Genomic DNA, 22,489 nt, shown 5'->3' on the forward strand with positions numbered 1-22,489 from the left:
AGAGACCCAGGACGTCAGCGCAAGGCGCGCGTCATGGGGCTCATCATTTTCATCGTCTGGATCTCACCATGAACAAATCCCTTACCGTTATCTTCGCCGCGATCGGCCTCGACGCCGTCGGCATAGGCCTCATCTTCCCGATCCTCCCGCGCCTCCTCGAAGAGGTGACGCACAGCCCTGACATCGCACCTTATATCGGCATCATGACCGCGCTCTATGCGCTGATGCAATTCGTCTTCGCGCCCATGCTCGGCGCCTTGAGCGACAACATTGGCAGGCGTCCGGTGCTGCTGATTTCGCTCGCCGGTGCGGCCATCAACTACATCGTCATGGCCTTCGCGCCGCAGCTCTCGATGCTGTTCCTCGGCCGCGCCATTGCCGGCCTGACCAGCGCCAATGTCTCCGTCGCGATGGCCTACATCACCGATGTGTCGCCGCAGGACAAGCGCGCCCGTCGCTTCGGCCTGTTCAATGCCGTGTTCGGCGCCGGCTTCATCATCGGGCCGGTTCTCGGCGGTCTGCTCGGCGACCACTGGCTGCGGTTGCCTTTCATCGCCGCCGCCGTGCTCAACGCCTGCAATCTGCTGCTGGCTTTTTTCATCCTGCCGGAGTCGCGCGCACCTGCCCGCCAGAAGCTCGATCTGGCCGCACTCAACCCGCTTGCGCCGTTGCGCTGGGTGTTCTCTTTGAAGGGGCTTCTGCCGATCGTGATCGTGTTCTTCATCATGAGCGCCACCGGAGAAGCCTACGGCACCTGCTGGGCGCTGTGGGGCTTCGACACGTTCCAGTGGAACGGTGTCTGGATCGGCCTTTCGCTGGGCGCCTTCGGCGTCTTCCAGACCCTGGTGCAGGCATTCCTGCCCGGCCCGGCAGCCAGATTGCTCGGCGAGCGCTGGGCCGTCGTCACCGGCATAGGTTTTGCCTGCATCGCCCTTCTCGCCATGGCTTTCGCCAATCACGGCTGGATGGTGTTCGCCATCATGCCGGTCTTCGCGCTGGCCGGCATCGGCGCCCCGGCGTTTCAGGCCTTTGCCACCCGTCAGGTCGACCCGGCTCGCCAGGGTCAACTCCAGGGCGTGCTGGCATCGGCCGTCAGCCTGGCCTCGGTCATCGCCCCACTCGGCTTCTCGACCTTCTACTTCGTCGTCCAGAGGCAGTGGCCCGGAGCCATCTGGCTCTCGGTGCTGGTCGTCTACGCAATCGCAATTCCGCTGGTTCTTCTCGGCGCCCGAACCGCTTGCTCCGCAGAGCCAGCGATCGCGTAGATCTTCCTAAGTAAAGCCGCTCACACACCAGACCTTGCAAATATGCCATGCTCACCGGGATGTAACAGGGAGAGGTATCGATGAAGAAGGCTTTCCTGATTTCTGTCATTGTCGAGATGGCATTTCTAGGCGCGGCGACAACGGCGTCATTGGCGGATGATCTTCCCGCCTTGAACTCGAAGTGGCGCGAACCGCAACGCGGAACCTGCCTGGAGATCACTCAAATTTCGGATGCATTTCCTGGACCTGCAGGCTGCGCTCAGATTGCCGGTCGGATGAAAGACGATCTGATGATCGGTTATGCCTGCAAAAGCGGATCGGAAATCAGCTTTTTCACCGGTCTGCAAACCGACAATTCCATAAAGCCCGATATTTTCATTGGCCGGTACAGCGCGGAAGCCATAATCGCCCAATACTGCACCAGAATTAGCAACGACTGGCCTCCGGAATATGATTGCAGAAATGAAATGACGTTCAAAAGCGTCAGCAGTTGCACACCCTGAAATGCACTGGCCGGTTGAAGACGGAAGCTTCATCCGCGGTGCTGTAGAACTCATTGCCTGAGCGGCGTGGCGGGCGAAGGCGCCCGATCAGGATCGGCTGAATGAAAACAGCTTCGCGTCCGCATCTTCTACGCCGCCGATCGCCGAGGCGACGATCTCCGAAGCGATCTGCGAGAAGGAGATGCCGTTGCCGCCATAACCCATCACGGCATGAATGCGGGGATGCCGGGGCAGGGCGCCGATATAGGGCATGCCGGTGCTGGTTGTCCCGAACGAGCCGGTCCAGGCGAATTCGGGCCTCACGTCGAGCCGCGGCAGCAAACGATGCAGCTTCTTCGCCAGACGTTTCGCCTTGTCGGCGATCAACTCATCGCGGCGTGCCTCGTCGGTGAAGTCCTCGTCCTCGCCGCCGCAGATGACGCGGCCATCTTCCGTCGCGCGCAGGTATAGGTATGGCTCCGACGCCTCCCAGATCAGCGCAGAGCCCGGCCAGATGTTTTTCGGTTGCGGCGCCGTGGCGATCGCCCAGGTCGAGACGACGCTGTGCGCGGTCTTCGGCATGATGTCGGTCAGTTCGTAGCCGGTGGCCAGCACCAGATGCCGCGCGGTGATCGTCGGGCCACTGCTGGTGGCGACGACGACCTGATCGCTTCTGTCCTCGATCGCCGTCGCCTGTACCGGCGCATAGAAACGCGCCTTGCGCTGCAGGGTTTTCAGCAGCAGGCCGGCAGTCAGTTTGCGCGGGTCGAGCGCGAGATTGCCGTGGCTGAGAATGGCGCCGGCGCGGTCGATGCCGAAGCTGTCGGCGAGCGCCTTGCGGGTGAGGTAGCTTGCGCCGATGCCGACCTGCCGGCGCGCCTCTGCCTCGCCCCGCAACGCGGAGGGGTTCAGCACATCGCCGGCCAGATAGAGCGAGGAGGCTGGTGTCAGCCGACAGTCGATGCCGAGTTCGGCGATCCTTCCGCTAAGGTTGGATACCGCGAGCCGGGACCGCCGCCATGCCTGCCCGGCATCGGCCTTGCCGACCATTGCCGAAAGTTTCGTCAGCGGCTGATCGAGTTCGAACTGCACCAGAGCCGTCGTCGCCGCGGTCGATCCCTGCAAGGGTCCGCGCCTGTCGATGCAGATCACCGAATGACCGGCGGCAGTCAGCGTTTCGGCGGCCATGGCGCCGCTGATCCCCATGCCGACGATCAACACGTCGGTCTTGACATCGCGGGTCAGTTTTTCGGTCGGCACCGATGGAGCTCGATAGGCAAACCAGACCGGCCGGCCGCTGCGCAGGTCGAGTTTGCGTGCCACCAATGTCTCCAGGCGCCGGCAATGTCTTCAGCTGCCAATTGATGTCTTCAAACGAATATGGGCCGCCGGAGCTGCGAGCTTCGGCGGCCGCTGTCGGCGACGCTATATTCGCCCGAGGAGAACCAGAATGATGACGATGATCAGCACCAGCCCGAGGCCGCCGCCGCCATAGTAACCGGTGCCGTAAAACGGTCCGCCACCGAGGCCGCTGAAGCCGCCGAGCAACGCGATGATGAGGATGATAATAAGAATGGTACCCAGGCCCATATGCCGTCTCCTTGCGCTGCCGCGCCATTCACGCCGCGCGGCTCGAAGACAGAAACTCGCGGCAGGCCATCCTGTTCCAATGCCTTTGCAACCCTTGCGCGCCAAGGGCAAGCGCAGCCGGAGTGATTACGGTCTCTTTTGACGGCTAAGAAAAGCAGGAATCCTGCCTGTTGGCTTCGGAGGGACTCGGCGTTTGATAGAATCGCTGACCCGCTCTGCCCCGCTTGCCGCGAGTTTCCGTGGGCTCAACAGGCCACCTTCACGTCGCCTTGCCGGCTGGCGCGCCTAAGTCTTCCTCGGCAATATCGTCGAACGAGGCGTAGTTCATGTTGTAAAGCCGCGCGTAGAGACCTTTCGCCGCCATCAGCTGGTCGTGGTTGCCGCTTTCGACGATCTCTCCATTCTGCAGCACGATGATGCGGTCGGCGCCGCGGATGGTCGCCAGCCTGTGCGCGATCACCAGCCCGGTGCGGCCTTCCAGCAGCGTGAGCAGCGCCTTCTGGATCAGCATTTCCGTGTAGGAATCGATGCTCGCCGTCGCCTCGTCCAGCACCAGGATCTTAGCGTCGGCGACCAGCGCCCGCGCAAAGCTGATCAGCTGGCGCTGGCCGAGCGAGAGGTTGCCGCCGCGTTGTTCGAGCTCGGTATCGTAGCCATTGGGCAGGTGCTCGATGAAGTCGTGCGCGCCGACAGCCCGCGCCGCGCGAACCACCTCTTCGCGGCTGGCGCCGGTCTTGTGGTAGCGGATGTTTTCCAGCACCGTTCCTGAAAACAGGAATGGCTCCTGCAGCACCATGGCCACCTGGTCGCCGAGCGAATCCTGCGTGACGTCGCGGACATCGTGGCCGCCGACCAGCACCTCGCCCGACCAGACATCGTAGAAACGGTGCACCAGCGCCATGCAGCTCGACTTGCCCGATCCGGTCGGCCCGACCAGGGCCACGGTCTCGCCTGGATTGACGCGGAACGAGACATTTTTGAGCACCGGCTGGTTCTGCCGGTAGCCGAAGGTGACGTTCCTGAACTCGACCGAGCCGTCCATGTCGCGCGTCAGCGCCACCGCGCCTTGCCTGTCGCTGACGTCGACCGGCACGTCGAGCACTTCGGAGATGCGCTGGCCCGAAGCCATGGCGCGCTGCATGACCGAGTACTGCATGGTGAGCGAGCGGATCGGGTCGAAGAAGCGCTGGATGTAGAACAGGAACGCCACCATGACGCCGATGTCGAGGCTGTGCGACAGCACCATCGAACCGCCTATGACGATGACGGTTGCCATGGCGATGCCGGTCAGCGTGTCGACGATCGGCACCATCACTTGCGCATATTTCGCCGAGGTCAGATGCGTCCTCAGATTGGCCAGCACCTTCTCGTCATAGAGGTCGAAATTGACGTGCTGGCGCTCCAGGCTCTGCACTGTGCGCACGCCATGGATGCCTTCGGCGAGCGCGCCGTTGGCGATCGAATTGGTCTCGTGCGCGGCCATGAAGGCGACCTTGGCGCGCGGCAGCCAGAACAGGCGTACGACAAACAGCGCCGGCATGGTCGACAGCGTCAGCAGCCCGAGCCGGAAATCGAGCCACAACAGAACGCTGACGATGCCGAACAGAAGCACGATGTCGCCTACCGACATCACCGACGTCTCGAGGAATTCCTGCATCGAATTGACGTCGCCCTGCAGGCGCGACATCAGGCGGCCCACTTCGGTCTTGTCCATGAAGCTCAGCGAGACCCTCTGCAGATGGCTGAACATGGCGCGGCGCAAATCCGACAGCACATTCTCGGCCACCTTGCCGACGACGCTTTCCTGCACATAGCTGGCGGCATAGTTGATCAGGATGATCAGTGCGAAAGCACCGATCGCCCAGTTCATCACCGAGCGGTCGGCCTTGCCTGCCGCCATGCCGTGGTCGATGGCGTAGCGGATGACCAGCGGGATCGCCAGCTGCGTCAGCGTGAACACCAGCACCGCTGCAACCGAGATGAAGATCCTGCCCTGATACGGCTTCACGAAGCTCCAGATGCGGCGCACGATGCGCGGATCGTAGACCTTGCCGAAAACCTCTTCTTCGTCGCGATGCGAGCCGACGACGGCCTTGGTCGGCCGGCGGCTGGTGTCTTCCTTCTCGTCGTCGTTCTGTGTCGACATCATGCGGCTCCCACGGCGACAGGGAGGTCGTCCTCCGGCCGTAGCTGCAGGTCGTAGAGCGCGCGGTAGCGTCCGCCCAGCGCCAGCAATTCCTGATGAGTGCCGCGCTCGGCGATGCGGCCGTTCTCGATGAACAGGATCTGGTCGGCATGCATCAACGAACTCAGCCGGTGCGAGATGATCAGAGTCACCCGGTCCTTGGCGAAGCGCTTCATCGCCGTGCGGATCCGCTGCTCGGTGCCGGCATCGACGGCCGCGGTGGAATCGTCGAAGACCAGAACCGAAGGCCGCAGCATCAGGGTGCGGGCGATGGTCAGCCGCTGCCGCTGGCCGCCGGAAAGCGAGGCGCCGCGCTCGCCCACGACCGTGGTGTAGCCGGCCGGAAGCCCGATAATGTAATTGTGCAGCTGGGCGTATTCGGCAGCCTGCCCGATGCGGGTCTCGCGCGCCCAGGGATTGCCATAGGCGATGTTGTTTTCGATCGAGGTGGTGAACAGGAACGCGTCCTGCTGCACGACGCCGACCGCCTTGCGCAGCGATTGCAGCGTCACCGCGCGGATATCCTGCCCGTCAATGGTGATCGCGCCCGACGTCACGTCATAGAAACGCGGGATCAGATGCGCGATGGTCGACTTGCCGCTGCCTGGCGGGCCGACGATGCCGACCGTCTCGCCGGACCTGGCCTCGAACGAGATGCCCGACAGCGCCGGCCGGCCGCCTGTGTCCGCATAGCGGAAGCCGACATTGTCGAAGCGCAGCACGCCGTCAGTGACGACGAGGTCCCTGGCGCCAGGCGCATCCTCGATGTCGAGTTCGGCGTCGAGCAGCTCGAACAGCCTGGTGCCGCAGGTCGAGGCGCGGGCAAACGAGTTGACCATCAGGCCGAGCTGGCGCACCGGCATCTGCAGGATGGTCATGAAGGTGAGGAACTGGGCCAGCGTGCCGACGCTGATCTCGCCGGCGATCACCTTCTGGCCGCCGAACCACAACACCAGCCCCATGGCCGCCAGGAAGGAGAAATTCATGGCGCTTGTGTTGGAGACGCGAATGTCGACGCGCTCATTGGCAAGCTCCAATGCCGACCGCTTTGCGCGGTCGAACTTTTCCAACTCATGCCGCTGCGCGGCGAAGGCGCGGACGACGCGGATGCCGCCGAGATTCTCGTCCATCACCCGGCTCAGCACCGACAGCCGCTCCTGCAGCGTCAGCCAGGTGCTGCGCAGCCTGAGCTGGGTGACCGAGGAGCGCCAGGCCACGAACGGCACGAAACTCAGGCTGAGCAGCCCGAGCTCGAGATCCGTGCTGATCAGGAGGTAGGAGCCGACACCGATCAACACGCCGAGCAGCACCACGCGCAATATGCCGGTGGAAAAGAACATGCGCACGCCGTCGAGGTCGAGCAGGCCGAGCGTGATCAGATCGCCGGTATGCACCCTGTCATGGAAGTTGAAGCTCAGCCGCTGGATCTTCTCGTAGAAGGCCAGGCGCAATTCATAGCCGGTGCGGTGGCCGACGGCCTCGCCATAATAGTTCTGCGCCATGGTGAAGAGGCCGCGCAATATGCTGACGACGAGCAGCGTGAGTGCCGTCGTCCACAGCGCCTGCTCCGCCGCCGCATCGCCGCTCGCGGCCATTACGCCTTGCGCCTGGTCGATGGCGCGACCGAGCAGGCGCGGGATGAACAGCTGCAGCGTTGCGGCGATGAAAGTCGAGACGATGGTGATCGCCACCTGCCAGGGATGGCGCAGCGTCATGCGCACGATGCGTAGCAGCGTGCTGAGGCCCTTGCCCCAGGAGGCCTCCGCCACATGGGCAAACGATTTGCCGCGCTTCGCCGCGCCGCTGGCTGCATCCATTGCCAAGGAAAATGTCCAATCCGGTCCGGACATTAGCCCAGACGAATGAAAACAGACTCAGTTTCAGATGCTGGGATGGTACGCCTCCATTTTGGCCGTTCAAGGGCCAATGACGGCATCGCACTGTGCCTGAGGGTGGCGCATCACCATTATGTGCTAGCGCTAAGATTGCAGGTTTGGCTTATGGCGCATTACGAGGCATTGTTCCGCACGATCAGCCCGCCATCCAGCCGCCATCCACTATCAGATTGATGCCGGTGACATAGCTGGCCATGTCGCTGGCGAGGTACAGCGCGGCACCCGCGACGTCATTCGGGGTGCCGAGCCGCGGCCAGGGCGTGCGGCTGCGTGAATAGGTGAGCGCGTCGGGATCGTTGGCGACACCCGGCTTGCCGGTGATGATCTTGCCAGGCGCAATGGCGTTGCAGACGATCAAATCGTCGGCGTGGTCGACTGCGATCTGCCGCGTCATCTGCACGATGGCACCCTTGCTCACCGAATAGGGAAAATCGCCGGGGCAGGCGACCATGCCGTGCTGCGAGGAAATGTTGATGATGCGGCCACGAACCTCGTTCACCGGCGCCTGGGTCAGCATCTGGATGACGGCGCGCTTCGAGCAGTGGAAGAACCCGGTCAGATTGACGCCGATCACGCGGTTCCATTGCTCCGGCGTGGTCTCGACCAGGTTGGTGCTGGTGTAGATGGCCGCATTGTTGACCATCACGTCGAGCCGTCCGAAACGCTCGGCCGTCGCGCCGACCAGCGCATCGACCGCATCCCAGTCCGAAATGTCGGTCGCGATGTGCATCGCCATCCCGCCGCTCGACTGGATCAGATCGACGGTGCTGTGGCCGCCTTCGATCGGCAATTCGGCGGTATCGGCAATGACGACGGCAGCGCCTTCGGCCGCGAATTTCAGCGCGATGGCGCGGCCGATGCCGGAGCTTCCTCCGGTGACAATCGCGACCTTGTCCTTGAGCAGGGGCATCTCTTCTCCTCAATGTTCCCGGCGCACGACTTTGCCTTGCCCCGAACCGGTCAGCACCTGGTCGCGCACGATCTCTCGCCCGCGCAGAAACACATTGGTCAGCCGCGCCTTCACGCTCCAGCCGTCGAACGGCGTGTAGGCCGCGCGGGAAGCCTGATCGGCGTCCGAGATGGAACTGGACAGGCGCGGGTCGACGATCAGCAGGTCGGCGTCGTAGCCGGTGGCGATGCGTCCCTTGCGCCGGCCGAGCCCAAAACGCTCGGCTGGATTGCGCGCGCACATGCGCACCACATCGGCATAAGCGATCAGACCCTCGTCGACGAGCTTCAGCATCACCTGCAGCAGCGTCTGCAGCCCCGGCATGCCGCCGGGGATATCGGCGAAAGCAGCGTAGGCGGCGGCCTTTTCGGCCGGCGCATGCGGTGCGTGGTCGGTGGCGACGATGTCGATCAGCCCACCCTTCAGCGCAGCGCGCAAGGCTTCGACATCCTGCCGCGACCGTAGCGGTGGCGAACCCTTCAGCCTGGCGCCTTGCGTCTCGTAATCGTCGGCGGTGAAGAACAGGTTCTGCGGTGTGGTCTCGACACTGGCATCGGCCCTGTCGCGCAGCCGGCTCCACGCTTCGACGCCCGGTTCCGAATTGATCTGCCGGACATGGATACGCGCGCCGGTCGCGGCGGCGGCAAGCACGGCGCGCGCAACGCCGCCGGCTTCCGCCAGCGGTGGCCGACTGTCGAGAAAGGCCGCGATGGTCCCCGTCTTGTTGCGCTCATTGGCGCCGGTCAGCATCGACTGGTCGCCCGGCGAAATGCCGATCAGCGTGTCGGCATGGCCGAACTGTCTGAGCGCCTCGGCAACCGCGTCGAAATTGCGAAACAGGAAGGTCTCCGGCACATCGGCGGTGAACAGTTCGAACGACACCGGCGCGAGCGCGAGCAGGCCGGCGATGCGCGACAAATCGCGGCTGACCACGGCCTGGAAACCGACATCGACATGGAGACGACCTGCCGCCATCGCCATCTTGTCGGCGAGATCTTCGGCGCGGGCCGTCCATGGCTCGTCCGTCGGCATGTCGAGCACCGTCGTCACCCCGCCAAGGGCTGCCGCATGCGTGCCCGAGGAAAAGTCTTCCTTGTGCGTCAGGCCGGGCTCGCGCAGATGCGCATGCGCGTCGACCAGGCCGGGCAGAAGCAGGCAGTCCGAAGCATCCAGCACCCTCGCGGCTTCAGCCGTTCCGCCGGGAGCCATCAGAGCTGCGATGCGGCCGCCGGCAATGCCGACATCGCGCCGTTCCTGCCTGTCGGCATTGACGACGGTCGCGCCCCTGATCAGCGTCTCGAACATACTCAGCCGTGCCGCTCGAAGCCGGCATGGTTCTCCAGCCAGTAGCGGGCGATATCCTCGCGCCGCATGAAGGCAGCGGCCGGTTTCGTCTTCACGTGCTCGATCACTTCGCGCAAGCCGGAGGCACGGTTGGGCTGGCCCATCCAGCGCGCATGGATGCCGATCGTCAGCATGCGACCGCCGGTCTCGTCGGCTTCGTCGAGCATGTAGTCAATGGCCGAGCGGCAATCCTGCGCGAAGTCGCGCGGATTGCTATAGCCGGGTGCGACGAGGTAGCGGCTGTCGTTGAGCGTCTTGGAATAGGGCACGACCAGGATCTCGGTGCCTTGATGGGCGAGGAAATAGGGCAGGTCGTCATTGCAGGGATCGGAGTGGTAGAGAAACCCGCCTTCGCGGACCAGCAGATCGCGCGTGTTGACGCTCGGCAGCGAGCGGCAGTTCCAGCCCAGCGGACGCCTGCCCATCAGCCTCTCGTAGAGCGCAATCGCCTCGTGCAGCTGGCGCTCTTCCTCGCTGCGCTCCATCGTCGTGTAGTCGATCCAGCGTAGCCCATGGCCGAGCAGGTCGTGCCCGCGCGCATTCATCCATTCAGCCACCGCCGGGTTGCGCTCGAGCGCGACCGCGCAGGCGGAGACGGTGGTCGGGATGTCATAGCGGTCGAACAGCCGCGCCAGCCGCCACACGCCGGCCCGGCTGCCATATTCGAAATGCGTCTCGGTGCCGAGGTCGCGTACCGGCGGACTGGACGTGAGATTGTACTCGCCCCAATTGTCGTTGCGGCCGTCCTCGAGCCAGGAGTACTCCGAACCCTCTTCGTAATTGAGCACCAAATTGATAGCGAGCTTGACGCCGCCGGGCCATGTCACGAAGGGCGGATGCGGGCCGTAGCCGACGAAGTCGCGCGGTTGCTGAAAATCGGTCGGCATCGCTCTGCTCCTCAGACTTCGTTGGCAGCGATCCAGTCGATGTAGTCGTGGAAGGCTTGTCTCGCCGGAGTTGGCCGCCAGGTGGTATCGCGCTCGATGCGGGCAAGATCGTATTCGCCCCACATGCCGGTCTTCAGCGTCGCGTTCATGGTGATGTTCGCCGTCGCGGTTGGGCTGATTTCGCTTTTCAGGCCGGGGAAGCGTTCGCTGGCCCAGCCGATGAAGTCGCCGACCGTCTGCGTGCCGCCGCTGCCGATATTGTAGTGCCGATAGCGCAAGGTGTCGGCATCGAGCAGCGCCATGACAGCCTTGGCGACATCGCTCGACAGCACATAGTCGCCAAGCGGCTCGAGACTGTTCGGCCGGATCGTTTCGCTGTTGAGCGCCATATGCGCGACGCGGTTCGGCAAATGCCGAACATTGCGGCTGCCGGTGACGCGATCCATCGGCCCATAGACCGAGGACAACCTGACCGAGATGGCGGACAGGCCGAACAGGTCGGCGTAGCGATTGGTGACCATCTCCGCGGCGAATTTCGAGATACCGTAAAGCGTCAGCGGCGCCACATAGCCGTCCTCGGGCAGCGGCTCGCCGCTCCAGTCCGGCCCGTTGTGGCGATAGACCGAACCGGAGCTGACATAGACGAAGCGCTTGATGCCGGGGCGGCCGCGCGCCCATTCCAGCATCCGCACCGTGCCCATCAGATTGACGTCGACGATGGCCGCCGGATCGTTGGCCTCGGGCGGCTGCGTCGGGTCGCTCGGGCGCGAGTTCGGCGTCACCGTCGCGCCATGGACGATTGCCGTGATTCCATACGCGTCGAGTGCTGTCGCCCATTGCTTGGGATCCAGTATGTCGGCAGTCAGCACAGTTAGGCGGTCGCGCACCGGCGCGAAGAATTTTTCCGCAATCGCGTCGAGCCCCGACCGGTCGAGGATAACGGCGCGGGCGTGCGGATCGCGGTCCAGCCATTCGCGCGCCACCACGCTCATGACAAAACCGGTGCCGCCGGTGACGAGCAGCGTCATGGGAACTCCTTTGAAATCGACTTGAAGAATTCAGCGCGTCGCATAGCCGCCGTCCACGAGCATGTCCGAGCCAGTGACGAAGGACGCGTCCGACGACAAAAGGAAAGCGGCTGCCGCCGCGATCTCCTCAGGCTCCGCGATCCGGCCGAGCAGATGCGCCGGCCCGAGCCCGGCATTGGCCGCCTCGAAATCCGCGAAGCGGCGCAGCAATCGCGTCGTCGCAACCGCGCCCGGCGAGAGACTGTTGACGCGCACCTTGTCGGGCGCATGGTCGACCGCCATCGCCTTGGCGAGATGGATCAGCCCGGCCTTGGCGGCGCAATAGGCAACAGCCTTGGTGGTGGCGACGCGGCCGAACTGCGAGCCGATGAACACAACCGAACCACCGCCGCCGGCCGCGATCAGCGGCACTGCGTACTTGCTCATCAGGAAGGCACCGGTCAGGCCGACATCGATCTCGCGCCGCCACGCGCTCTCGTCGAGATCGACGACAGTGGCGCTGGTCGAAGGGGCCGCAGCATTGTGCACCAGCCCGTCTAGCTGACCGAATTTTTGTCTCGCGAATTCGACAGCGTTCCTGGCGGAACCGCTATCCGTCACGTCGCATTGGCAGGCGGCTGCCGAAGGCCCAAGCGTGTCGGCAAGTTGCGTTGCCGGGTCGAGATTATAGTCGGCACAGACGACCATGGCGCCCTCGGCAATGCACCGCTTGGCGATCGCCGCTCCGATGCCGCTCGCGGCACCCGCGATCAGGATGACGCTGTCTTGCAGGCGGTTCATGGCGGTCGTCATCAAACCCGGTCCTCGACGGCTTGCACGATCGGCACGGAGACCGGACGGCGCAGCAGATTGTAGCAGGCGGCAAGCGTCACCAGAACCGCGCCGCCGCCCAGCAGCAGGAACATCGCCGGCGCACCCATATGCGCCATCAAGCCGGCGGACACGCCTGGCGTCGCGACATTGCCGATCGAGTAGAGCAGAAGCAGCGTGCCGGAGGCGCCGACCATGTGCCGGCTGTGCAGCTGCGAGGCGCCGAACGCCATCGCCACCGGATAGATGGTCAGCGCCGTGGCGCCATAAAGAAAAAACAGCACGAACAGCAGCGGTTCCGAAAAATTGCCGAGCCAGGCGATTGCCGCGCAAAGCGTCACCGACAGCAGGCCTTGCGCCAGCAGGATCAGCCGCCGCTCGAACCGGTCCGACAGCCAGCCGACGGGCGTCTGCGCCAGCATGCCGGCAATGCTGATGGTCGTCACCAGGCCGACCGTCGTCGCCGCCGACAGACCGATCTGGGTGCCGTAGATCGGCGTCAGAACGAAGATGTTCATATTGGTGATGCCACCTTGGAAGATGGCCACGACCGTCACCGGAGCCAGCCGGAACAGCGCCAGCGGGCCGAGGCGTTTGACCGGTCCGCTCGCGTGCTCCGGCTCAGTGGGAGAGGCAGGCAGGGCCGGCCAGCGTCCGCCGATGAATTTGGACACCAGCGCCAGCAGCACCGTCGCTGCCGCGACAGGAAACAGATGCGGCGATTGCGGCCCGACCAGAGCGACGAGCAGTTGTCCGAGCAGCACCGCGATCGCCGTCGTCAGCATGTAGAGCGAGAACAGCGCGCCGCGATTGTGCTGCTCGGCATAGAGATTGATCCAGCTTTCGCAGACGACGAAGAGCGACGCCATCGACATGCCGCCCAGCAGGCGAAAGCAGATCCAGCTCGGCACGAAATCGGTGAAGACGAAGCCTGCCGCCGCCAACAGCGCCAGCACAAGGACACCCATGAAGGTGCGCTCATGGCCGTAATGGGCGACCGCCGGGCGCGTGACCAGGCAGCCGACGAAAAAGCCGACGGGATAGGCGGTGAGCACGATCTGGACGACATCGGGCGAAATGCTTGGCTTGCCGAGATGCAGCGAGACGGCCGTGGTCAGCATGGCGCTGCCGATGCAGGCGAGACAAATACCGGCCATGATCGGCAGCAAAGCGCGCGAGCGCTCCGCGTTTTGCCACAGCCGCATCGCGGATTGGGCGATCGACCTCATGGCTGCGCTGCTCCCCTGGCCGCGCCGACACCGACGCCACCCTGAGCGAGAGGCTACACGGGGCAGCAATTGCTGCAAACGAAGATAGATACGGCTATGGCTTCGATTTTTTTGGCCATGCCGGAGACGGAAAGCGGCATCTTGGGCTCCGGCGGGCTTTACAGCGGTTTTGTGCCGTCCATACCATAGGCAACTGCCGCTATCGAAGCTGCCAGGAGGGACTGCATGACGATCGAACGTCTTGAAAACGGCCAACGCTTCTGCCGGGTGCTGCGCTACAACGGCACCGTCTATGTCGCGGGCCTGACGGCGGACGACCTCTCCGGCGACACGACCTCGCAGACCAAGCAGATCCTCGCCAAGATCGATGCCCTTCTGGCCAAGGCCGGCAGCGACAAGACCAAAATCCTCAGCGCCCAGATCTGGCTCAGGGACATCGCCGATTTCGAGATGATGAATACGGCCTGGGACGCCTGGATCGACCGCAGTGCCATGCCGGTGCGCGCCACGGTGGAAGCGCGGCTCGCCGGTGACCAGTACCGCGTCGAGATCATGGTGACGGCGGCGGTCGGCTGAGGCCGATTGGGGTAGGCAAACCGAATGCATGAGCTGATCATCAAAGGTAGACGCGTCGCGCTCGACGACGGCTGGGCCGACTGCGACATCGGCATCGATGCCGGCCGCATCTCAGCCATTGGCAATGGCTTGTCCGGAGAGACGCTGATCGACGCAAGCAATCGCTGGGTCATGCCCGGTGGCATCGACGCCCATTGTCATCTCGACCAGCCGGTCTGGGGCGGGGCGGGCAATGCCGACGATTTCGAATCCGGCACCATTTCGGCTGCTTTTGGCGGCACCACCTGCATCGTCCCGTTCGGCATGCCGGGTCCTGATATGTCGACGATCGGCGCAATTGATCGCGCGCTCAATCGCGCCGCGGGCCGTGCGGTGATCGACTACGGGCTGCATGCCGTCGTGACGATGGGCACCGGCGCCGATGTCGAGCAGCAACTCGCCGCGCTTGCCAGCCGCGGCATTGCCTCGGTCAAGCTGTTCATGACCTATCAGGGCTTTGCCGTCGACGATGATCTGTTCTTCAAGGTGCTCGACACGGCCCATACGCTTGGCTGGATCGTCATGGTCCATGCCGAGAACGACGCCGCGATCCGGCGCACACGCCAGCGGCTGATCGACCTCGGCCGCACCGACATCCGCTACCATGTCGTCGCGCACAGCGAGACTATGGAGCGCGAGGCGACGCACCGCGCGCTCGCCTTCGCCGAAATGACCGGCGCGCGCATGACCATCGTGCATGTCTCGTCCTGGCAGTCGGCTGAAGAGGTGGCGCGGGCGCGATTGCGTGGCGTCGACGCCATCGCCGAGACTTGCCCGCAATATCTGTTTGTCAGTGCCGCCGACCTTGACCGCCCGGCGGTAGATGCCGCGCGCTTCGTCTTTTCGCCGCCGCCGCGTTCGCCGCGCAGCCATCAGCATCTGTGGCAGGCGCTGATCGATGGCGGTATCGATCTCTGGTCGTCCGACCATTCGCCCTATTACTTCGCCGACAAGATCGGCAAGGCGGAAACGCCTGATTTCACCACCACGCTGAGCGGCATTCCCGGCATCGAGACCCGTCTGCCGCTGCTGTTCTCCGAGGGGCTGCTGACCGGCCGGCTGACGCTCGACCGCTATCTCGATCTCACCTCGCGCAATGCCGCCGCCATCTACGGCTTCGCCGATCGTAAAGGCCGTATAGCGGTCGGTCTCGATGCCGACCTAGTGCTGTGGGATCCCACAGCCACCTGGACGCTCGGCCACGCCGCTTTGCATTCGCGCGTTGACTTCACGCCTTACGAGGGCAGGAGCGTGACCGGCAAGCCGACCACCGTTCTGGTGCGCGGCGTGCCGGTGATCGCCGATGGTATGCTGAAGGCGCAGCCGGGCTTCGGACAATTCGTCGAGCGCACCGCCGCTGATCCGGCCCGCTCGGGAAGACCAGTCGAGGAGGCGACGCCATGGCTCGATGCCTGACCATTGCGGTCGCCCAGACCGGACCGATCCAGCGCAGCGCGATGCGTGCCGAGACCGTCGATCGCCTCGTCCATCTGCTGGAGCAATCCGCCGCTGCCGGCGCGGAGATTGCCGTCTTTCCCGAGATGGCGCTGACCACCTTCTTTCCGCGCTGGCGCATCGACGATCAGGCGGAGATCGACGCCTTCTTCGAAAGCGCGATGCCGGGGCCGGAAACGCAGCGGCTCTACGATGCAGCCGCTCGTCTCAAGATCGGCTTTGCGCTCGGCTATTGCGAAATCGCTAGGGAAGACGGCCGCACGCGCCATTTCAACACCATGGATCTGGTCGGCCCGGACGGGCGCTTCATCGGCCGCTACCGCAAGATGCATGTGCCGGGCTCGGCCGAGCCGGAAGAAGGCACGACCACGCATCTGGAGCGGCGCTATTTCGAGCCGGGCAATCTCGGCTTTCCGGTCTTCGATTATCGCGGCGTGCGCGTCGGCATGGCGATCTGCAACGACCGCCGCTGGCCGGAAACCTATCGCATGCTCTGCCTCAACGGCGCGGAAGTGGCGGTGCTCGGCTACAACACCCCGCTGCTGCTCGACGAAGCGCCGGCGCTGGCGCATCTCAGAATGTTCCACAACCATTTGCCGATGCAGGCCGGCGCCTACCAGAACACGCTTTGGGTGGCAGCCGCCGCCAAGGCCGGCTTGGAAGATGGCCAGGCGCTGATCGGCGGCTCCTGCATCATCGCACCGACCGGCGAGATCGCGGCGCAAGCGATTTCGCTCGGCGACGAAGTCATCGTCCACCGCGCCGATCTTGACCTCATCGCCACCTGCCGGAAGGTGAATTTCGACTTCGCGCTCTATCGCCGCCCGGATCAGTATCGTCTCATCAGCGAGCCCGCCGGTTCGCATGTCTGACTTGAGCCGCGACCGATCTGCCGAGTGCATCGCGCCGCCGCCGGCCATTCCGCTATCGCTGGCCGAGATCGTCGAGAACGGACTTTGCATCGGTTGCGGGCTCTGCCGGTCGCTCGCTGGTCCGCAAGAAATCGAGATGATCATGACGCCAGAGGGGCGCCTGCGGCCGGTCGCCCGCGTGGCGCTGAACCATTCGACCCTGACACGGATCAACGCAGTCTGCCCGGGAACGCGGATCGCAGGCCCGCCGCCGTCGCAAACCGCTACAGCCGCGCTGACAGACACCGTATGGGGGCCTGCCGAGCGGGTCAGCCTCGGCTATGCCGGAGACCCGGCGGTGCGGTTCCAGGCATCGAGCGGCGGCGTGCTGACGGCGCTTGGCCAGTTCCTGCTGACATCCGGCCGCGTCAACTTCGTCCTGCACGTCTCCACATCGCGGACCGCCCCGATGCGCAGCGAGCGGCGGCTGAGCTTCGATGCCGCGTCGGTTCTCGAAGGCGCCGGCTCGCGCTACGGGCCGGTCGCGCCGCTTGAGAATTTCAGCGAGATACTCGCTCGCGGCAAACCCTTCGCGCTGATCGCCAAGCCTTGCGATATCACCGCCGTTCGCAATCTGGCTCGGCACGATCCGCGCGTCGACAAATACATGAGCTATGCGCTCGCTTTCGTCTGCGGCGGGGCATCCGACCTGTCGAAATCCGAACAGGTGCTGCAGCGCTTCGGCCTCGCCGAGGAAGAGCTCGCGCTGTTCCGCTACCGGGGTTACGGCAATCCCGGCCCTAACCGGATCGAGACGAAAGACGGCCGCGCCTTCCAGCTCAGCTACCGGCAGCTATGGGAGGACGAGGACAAATGGATGATCCAGCCGCGCTGCAAGATCTGCCCCGACGCCATCGGCCAGGTCGCTGACATCGTCGCGTCCGATGCCTGGCTGAATGGCGGGCCGGCGGTCGATGACGAAGCCCTCAACGGCATCATCGTGCGCACCCCGCGTGGCCTCGAACTGTTCAACGCGGCGGTCGCAGCCGGCGCGCTGGCGATCAAGCGCGAGAGCAGCTTTGCCGAACTCGGCGAACTGCAGTCGCATCAGACGCGCAAGCGCCGCGCGGTCTGGGCGCGACTGAAAGGCATCGCGATTGCCGGCAAGCCGATACCAGTGGTCACCGATCTTGCCCTGGAGGATTGCGCCTTGCAGAACACGCTGGCCGACAATCTCACCGAGGGCCGTGGCGCCCGCGACCGCGCCAAACGCGGGCGGCTGGGCGAACCGCGACCGGTACCGCGCGGCGAAGTCGTGATAGTGAAGGATGGATGTCCATGAGTGCCGCTGAAGAAACGGACGTGATCGTCATTGGCGGTGGCATGGCCGGCGCCGGCGCTGCCTTCGAGATCAGCCGGTCGGCCAAGGTGGTATTGCTCGAGCGCGAGAGCCATTGCGGTTACCACACCACCGGCCGCTCGGCGGCAAGCTTTACCGAAAACTACGGTAACGGCGTCATCCGCCGCATCGTGCTGGCAAGCCGCTCGTTCCTGACCGAACCGCCGGCCGGCTTTGCTGACTATCCGCTGGTGAGCAAGCGCGGCATGATTACCGTCGCCCGCGCCGACCAGCTTGAGCTCCTGGCGCAAGATCTGGAGGCGGCTCAAGCGCTGGTTCCGTCCATCGTCGCCATGACGCCCGCCGAGGCGATCCAGCGCGTGCCGGTGCTGCGCGCCGACTATCTCGCCGGCGCCTATATCGAACCGCATTCGATGGACATCGACGTCAACGGCCTGCACCAGGGTTTTCTGCGCGGCGCCCGTGCACGAGGCGCCAGGATCGTCACCAACGCCGGCGTCAAGGTGATCGACCGGCAAGGCAGCCAATGGCGGGTCGAAACCCCGGCCGGAACCTTTCTTGCGCCGCGCATCGTCAATGCCGCCGGCGCCTGGGGCGATGAGATTGCCGTCATGGCCGGCGTCCGCCCCGTCGGCCTGCAGCCGAAGCGCCGCACCGCTTTCAACATCCCCGCACCTGCGGGCGTCGACATATCGGACTGGCCGCTGGTCCACGATGTCGGCGCCGAGTTCTACTTCAAGCCGGATGCCGGGCAACTCTTCGTCTCGCCGGCCGATGCGACGCTGTCGCCACCGATGGATGCCTATGCCGAGGACATCGACGTCGCCATCGGCGCCGAGCGTCTCGAAAGGGCCACCACCATCGAGGTGCAGCGCGTGTCGCGCTCCTGGGCCGGCCTCCGCACCTTCGTCACCGACGGCTCGCCCGTTGTCGGCCCCGATGATGACGTGCCGGATTTCGTTTGGCTGGTCGGACAGGGCGGCTACGGCATCAAGACCTCGCCGGCACTGTCGCGTGTCTGCGCCAGCCTGATCGCCGGCGGCGGCATGCCGGATGATGTCGCCAGGCAAGGGGTGTCGCTCGACGATCTCACGCCACACCGGCTGCGCGTGTCTCAATCCGCGCGGGTTGCTTCATGAGCGATGCGGGACTGACGGCCGGTGGCGTTCTGGCCGGGCGCCTGCTGGAGACGCTGGCGCAAGCCACCACCGATGCGCCGGGCATCACGCGCGTCGCTTACGGACCCGGCGAGCGCTTTGCCCACGGTCTCGTGCGCGAGGAAGCGGAAAGGGTCGGCGCGGTCGCTCGTGTCGATGCCGCCGGCAATCTCTATTTGACCCTCAGAGGTCGCGATCCCAACCTGCCGGCAATCGTTACAGGCTCCCATCTCGACAGCGTGCCGCATGGCGGCAATTTCGACGGCGCCGCCGGTGTCGTGGCCGGGCTGGCGGTAATGGCCGAGCTGGTCGGGCAAGGCATACAATTGCCGCGCGATCTCATCGTGCTGGTGACGCGCGCCGAGGAGGCCGTGTGGTTTCCGCTGTCCTATCCCGGCAGTCGGGCCGCGCTCGGACTGCTCGATCCTGCAGCGCTGGAAGCGAAGCGGTCGGACAGCGGACGCAGACTGGCCGATCACATGCGTGAGGAAGGCTTTGACCCCGATACCGTGCGGCGCGGCGTGCCGGGCTTCGATGCTTCTCGCATCGCCGCTTTCGTCGAAGTGCACATCGAACAGGGGCCGCGCCTGGTCGCCGCTGGCGTGCCGGTCGGCATCGTCACCGGCATTGCCGGCGGTTTCCGCTATGTCGATGCCAAATGCTTCGGCGCTTACGCCCATTCCGGCGCCGAGCCGCGCTTTGCCCGGAATGACAGCGTGCTCGGTTTCGCCGATCTGGTCGCCGGCCTCGAAGCGGAATGGGACGCGCTCGAGCGCGAGGGACGCGAAGCCACCATCACCTTCGGCCGCGTGCAGTCCGACCCCTCGCAACATGGCGGCAGTCGCGTGCTCGGCGAGCTCGGCTTCACCCTCGATGTGCGCAGCGCCGAGGCCGTTGTTCTTGAGCGGATTGAAGCAAGGTTGCACGCGCTCTTTGCGGAGGTGGGCACGAAGCGCGGCGTCACGTTCGAAGCCGGGTCACGCTTCACTTGGGAGCCGGCGACCATGTCGCAAGCTTTGATCGCAAGGCTGGATCGCGCTGCCGCCGATTTGCAGATGCCCGCCCCGCATGTGCCGAGCGGGGCAGGGCACGACGCCGCTACCTTTGCCGGCGCGAACATTCCGACCGCCATGCTGTTCGTGCGCAACGAAAACGGCAGCCATAACCCGCATGAAGCGATGGAGATCGCCGATCTCGATCAGGCGATCCGTCTGCTCCTGCGTTTCGTCACCGATTTCGACAAGGACCAGCCATGAACCGCGCCGCTTTGCTCGTCATCGACCTGCAGAACGAATACCGGCCCGGCGCCGCCTGGCCGGTCATCGGCTATGATGCCGTGCTCGCCAATGCCGCCCGCCTGATTGCCGAAGCCCGCGCTGCCGGCATTACGGTCATCCATGCGCAGGCCTGGGTGAAGCCGGAAGAGCGCGCCGGCTATGCCAGGCAGGAGGAGATCCTGACCGAAGAGTTTCGCTCCGCCGTGGCGGGCAGCGAAGGCGCCGACATCTGCACCGAAGTGGCGGCGCTGCCCGGCGACATTGTCATCCACAAGCACTGGCCGAGCGCCTTTCGCCGCACCGATCTTTCGCAGCGGCTTGCTGATCTCAAGATCGAAAACCTTGTTGTCGCCGGCGTGCTCACCGACAGCTGTGTCACCGAAAGCGTGTTCGACGCCGTCTATCAGGGCTTTCGCGTCTGGCTGGTCAAGGACGCTTGCGGCAGCATGAGCGAAGCCATGCACCGCACCGGCATGCTCGACATGGCTAACCGCCTCTATGGCGGCGGCATCCTGCGCATGCCCGAGGCGCTGAAGGCGCTCGCCGGTCAGAGTTTTGACGGCTGGCGCTGCACAAGGCCGGTGCAGTTTGTCTACACGCTGGAGACGGTCGACAGCCTCTACGAAGCGCTGTGATTCGCGCCGCAGCCGCACCCGCTTCTGACGATCGTCTTTGAAGCGGCAGGCTTGAGCACCGCACCCGGCAGCGCCCCGGTCGCCTTGCCGTCGCTCCACACGGACACGCCGTTGACGAAGACATGCTCGATGCCGGCAGCCGGTTGGCGCGGCTCTTCGAAGGTCGCGGCGTCGATGATCGTCTGCGGATCGAAGATCGTCAGGTCGGCGAAATTGCCGACCGCTAGCGCGCCGCGCTGCGCGATGCCGAATTCACGCGCCGGAAGCCCGGTCATCCGGAACACCGCCTCTTCCAGGCTGAACAGGCCGACATCCCTGGCATAGTGGCCGAGCACGCGCGGAAATGTCCCCCACAGGCGCGGATGTGGGTGGATGTCGTGTGGCAGACCGTCCGAGCCGATCATGGTGCGCGGATGGGCGATGATGTTTCGCACATCCGTCTCGTCGAGCTGAAAGTAGACCGCGCCGGCCGGCAGCAGGCGCTCACCGGCCTCACGTTCTGTGCAGTTCCATTCGCGCGCAATGTCGGCGATCTCGCGCCGCGCCATTTCGGGGTGCGGCGTGGACCAGGTGATAAGGATCTTCAGCCCGGTGTCGCACCGCTCCAGCCGAAGCACCGTCGAGCTCGCGGCATAGGGGTAGACATCCATGCCGATGTCCATGGTCTCGCGCGCCTGGTCGATGCGCTTCAGCGAAGGACCGCTCTTGCCAAAATTGGCACGGCCCGTGCATTGGTGATGTGAGATGAACAGCTTGCCGCCGGCATGGTCGGCAATGTCGATGGCCTCCTCGATCGCCTCATCCATTGTCTCGAAATAGTTACGCGTATGGGTGACGTACGGCCCGCCGAGGCTTGCCGCCGTCGCCGCAAGCGCCTTGACCTCTTCAGTCGAAGAGTTGACGGCTGGCGGGTAGTCGAGCCCGGTGCTGAGGCCGAACGCGCCCACGGCCATCGCCTCAGCGACCGCCTCCTGCATTAGCGCCGTCTCCGCCTCGTTGGCCGGGCGGTCCGTCACCGGCATGCAGCGCTGACGCAATGTGGTGTGGCCGACGAGCAAGGCCGCGTTCGTGGCGATGCCGCGCTTCTTCAGTTCGGCGATATAATCGGCAAAACGGTCGAAGCGAAAATTCTCCTGGCCGCCGACCAGCGTGAAGGGCGGCGGCGGGGCGCGATCCAGCAGCAAAGGCGCGAGGCTGATGCCGCAATTGCCGGCGATCACCGTCGTCACGCCCTGGCTGATCTTCGGCACCATGCCATCGGGTGCCAGCAGCGCGCCGTCATCATGGGTGTGCACGTCGATGAAGCCCGGCGCGACTATCTTGCCCGAAGCGTCGATCTCTTGTGCACCACGTGCGTCGCCCAAGTCGCCGATGGCGGCGATCCTGTCGCCGTCGATAGCGACGTCGGCCTCGAAGCGATCGGAACCGTCGCCTGAAATCAGCGTCGCATGGCGGATGACGAGATCGTATGGCAT

20 protein-coding genes are annotated in these 22,489 nt (G+C 64.7%); 9 read left to right on the forward strand and 11 right to left on the reverse strand.

The window, feature by feature from the left end; all coding sequences use genetic code 11:
- Positions 1-68: 68 nt before the first annotated feature.
- Together AC04SG_RS13370 and AC04SG_RS13375 are read left to right on the forward strand one after the other, a co-directional pair.
- A complete protein-coding gene (locus AC04SG_RS13370; protein ID WP_488551410.1) occupies positions 69-1,265 on the forward strand; it encodes a TCR/Tet family MFS transporter in 1,197 nt (398 codons plus the stop codon).
- 80 nt (positions 1,266-1,345) lie between these two features.
- Positions 1,346-1,768 (forward strand): hypothetical protein, encoded by a 423-nt coding sequence (locus tag AC04SG_RS13375; RefSeq protein ID WP_488551411.1) that lies wholly within the window; start codon positions 1,346-1,348, stop codon positions 1,766-1,768.
- Between the two features lie 87 nt (positions 1,769-1,855).
- Here AC04SG_RS13375 and AC04SG_RS13380 read toward each other — a convergent pair whose 3' ends face one another.
- From AC04SG_RS13380 to AC04SG_RS13425, 10 genes are all read right to left on the reverse strand, one after another.
- A complete protein-coding gene (locus AC04SG_RS13380; RefSeq protein ID WP_488551412.1) occupies positions 1,856-3,070 on the reverse strand; it encodes an NAD(P)/FAD-dependent oxidoreductase in 1,215 nt (404 codons plus the stop codon).
- Between the two features lie 102 nt (positions 3,071-3,172).
- Complete coding sequence (locus tag AC04SG_RS13385) at positions 3,173-3,337, reverse strand: DUF3309 family protein (protein WP_352557115.1); 165 nt, start codon at positions 3,335-3,337, stop codon at positions 3,173-3,175.
- Positions 3,338-3,596: 259 nt separating this feature from the next.
- Positions 3,597-5,483 (reverse strand): ABC transporter ATP-binding protein, encoded by a 1,887-nt coding sequence (locus AC04SG_RS13390; protein ID WP_488551413.1) that lies wholly within the window; start codon positions 5,481-5,483, stop codon positions 3,597-3,599.
- Positions 5,483-7,339 (reverse strand): ABC transporter ATP-binding protein, encoded by a 1,857-nt coding sequence (locus AC04SG_RS13395; RefSeq protein WP_488551414.1) that lies wholly within the window; start codon positions 7,337-7,339, stop codon positions 5,483-5,485. Before AC04SG_RS13395 ends, AC04SG_RS13390 begins: the two co-directional genes overlap by 1 nt.
- A 214-nt stretch (positions 7,340-7,553) precedes the next feature.
- Positions 7,554-8,327 (reverse strand): SDR family NAD(P)-dependent oxidoreductase, encoded by a 774-nt coding sequence (locus tag AC04SG_RS13400; RefSeq protein WP_488551415.1) that lies wholly within the window; start codon positions 8,325-8,327, stop codon positions 7,554-7,556.
- A gap of 9 nt (positions 8,328-8,336) precedes the next feature.
- Positions 8,337-9,671 (reverse strand): dihydroorotase, encoded by a 1,335-nt coding sequence (locus AC04SG_RS13405; protein ID WP_488551416.1) that lies wholly within the window; start codon positions 9,669-9,671, stop codon positions 8,337-8,339.
- 2 nt (positions 9,672-9,673) lie between these two features.
- Positions 9,674-10,597 carry an allantoinase PuuE gene (locus AC04SG_RS13410; protein WP_488551417.1) on the reverse strand — a complete coding sequence of 308 codons (924 nt, stop codon included), beginning with the start codon at positions 10,595-10,597 and terminating at the stop codon, positions 9,674-9,676.
- An 11-nt stretch (positions 10,598-10,608) separates the two neighbouring features.
- Positions 10,609-11,625 carry an NAD-dependent epimerase/dehydratase family protein gene (locus tag AC04SG_RS13415; RefSeq protein ID WP_488551418.1) on the reverse strand — a complete coding sequence of 339 codons (1,017 nt, stop codon included), beginning with the start codon at positions 11,623-11,625 and terminating at the stop codon, positions 10,609-10,611.
- A 30-nt stretch (positions 11,626-11,655) separates the two neighbouring features.
- Positions 11,656-12,417, reverse strand: coding sequence for an SDR family NAD(P)-dependent oxidoreductase (locus AC04SG_RS13420; protein ID WP_488551419.1), 762 nt, complete (start codon positions 12,415-12,417; stop codon positions 11,656-11,658).
- Complete coding sequence (locus AC04SG_RS13425) at positions 12,417-13,664, reverse strand: MFS transporter (protein ID WP_488551420.1); 1,248 nt, start codon at positions 13,662-13,664, stop codon at positions 12,417-12,419. Before AC04SG_RS13425 ends, AC04SG_RS13420 begins: the two co-directional genes overlap by 1 nt.
- Positions 13,665-13,889: 225 nt before the next feature.
- On the opposite strand from AC04SG_RS13425, the gene AC04SG_RS13430 reads away from it, so the two are divergent.
- From AC04SG_RS13430 to AC04SG_RS13460, 7 genes are read left to right on the forward strand one after another with little or no spacing between them, the layout of a single operon-like run.
- The gene (locus AC04SG_RS13430) at positions 13,890-14,240 is read left to right on the forward strand and encodes a RidA family protein (protein ID WP_112566108.1); all 351 of its coding nucleotides are present in this window, start codon (positions 13,890-13,892) and stop codon (positions 14,238-14,240) included.
- A 24-nt stretch (positions 14,241-14,264) separates the two neighbouring features.
- Positions 14,265-15,695: a dihydropyrimidinase gene (hydA, locus tag AC04SG_RS13435; protein WP_488551421.1), complete on the forward strand. Its 1,431-nt coding sequence runs from the start codon at positions 14,265-14,267 to the stop codon at positions 15,693-15,695.
- The gene (locus AC04SG_RS13440) at positions 15,680-16,606 is read left to right on the forward strand and encodes a nitrilase-related carbon-nitrogen hydrolase (RefSeq protein WP_488551422.1); all 927 of its coding nucleotides are present in this window, start codon (positions 15,680-15,682) and stop codon (positions 16,604-16,606) included. The genes hydA and AC04SG_RS13440 overlap by 16 nt, the downstream gene beginning before the upstream one ends.
- Complete coding sequence (locus AC04SG_RS13445; protein ID WP_488551423.1) at positions 16,599-17,927, forward strand: Coenzyme F420 hydrogenase/dehydrogenase, beta subunit C-terminal domain; 1,329 nt, start codon at positions 16,599-16,601, stop codon at positions 17,925-17,927. The genes AC04SG_RS13440 and AC04SG_RS13445 overlap by 8 nt, the downstream gene beginning before the upstream one ends.
- Entirely contained in the window at positions 17,924-19,084 is a 1,161-nt protein-coding gene (locus AC04SG_RS13450; RefSeq protein WP_488551424.1) for an NAD(P)/FAD-dependent oxidoreductase, read from the forward strand. Before AC04SG_RS13445 ends, AC04SG_RS13450 begins: the two co-directional genes overlap by 4 nt.
- The gene (locus tag AC04SG_RS13455; protein ID WP_488551425.1) at positions 19,081-20,358 is read left to right on the forward strand and encodes a Zn-dependent hydrolase; all 1,278 of its coding nucleotides are present in this window, start codon (positions 19,081-19,083) and stop codon (positions 20,356-20,358) included. The genes AC04SG_RS13450 and AC04SG_RS13455 overlap by 4 nt, the downstream gene beginning before the upstream one ends.
- Entirely contained in the window at positions 20,355-21,014 is a 660-nt protein-coding gene (locus AC04SG_RS13460; RefSeq protein ID WP_488551426.1) for a cysteine hydrolase family protein, read from the forward strand. Before AC04SG_RS13455 ends, AC04SG_RS13460 begins: the two co-directional genes overlap by 4 nt.
- Here the strand turns inward: AC04SG_RS13460 and AC04SG_RS13465 are convergent.
- Positions 20,999-22,489, reverse strand: a complete 1,491-nt coding sequence (locus tag AC04SG_RS13465; RefSeq protein ID WP_488551427.1) for an N-acyl-D-amino-acid deacylase family protein — start codon at positions 22,487-22,489, stop codon at positions 20,999-21,001. The genes AC04SG_RS13460 and AC04SG_RS13465 overlap by 16 nt on opposite strands.

This window comes from Mesorhizobium sp. CNPSo 4684 (assembly GCF_057784315.1).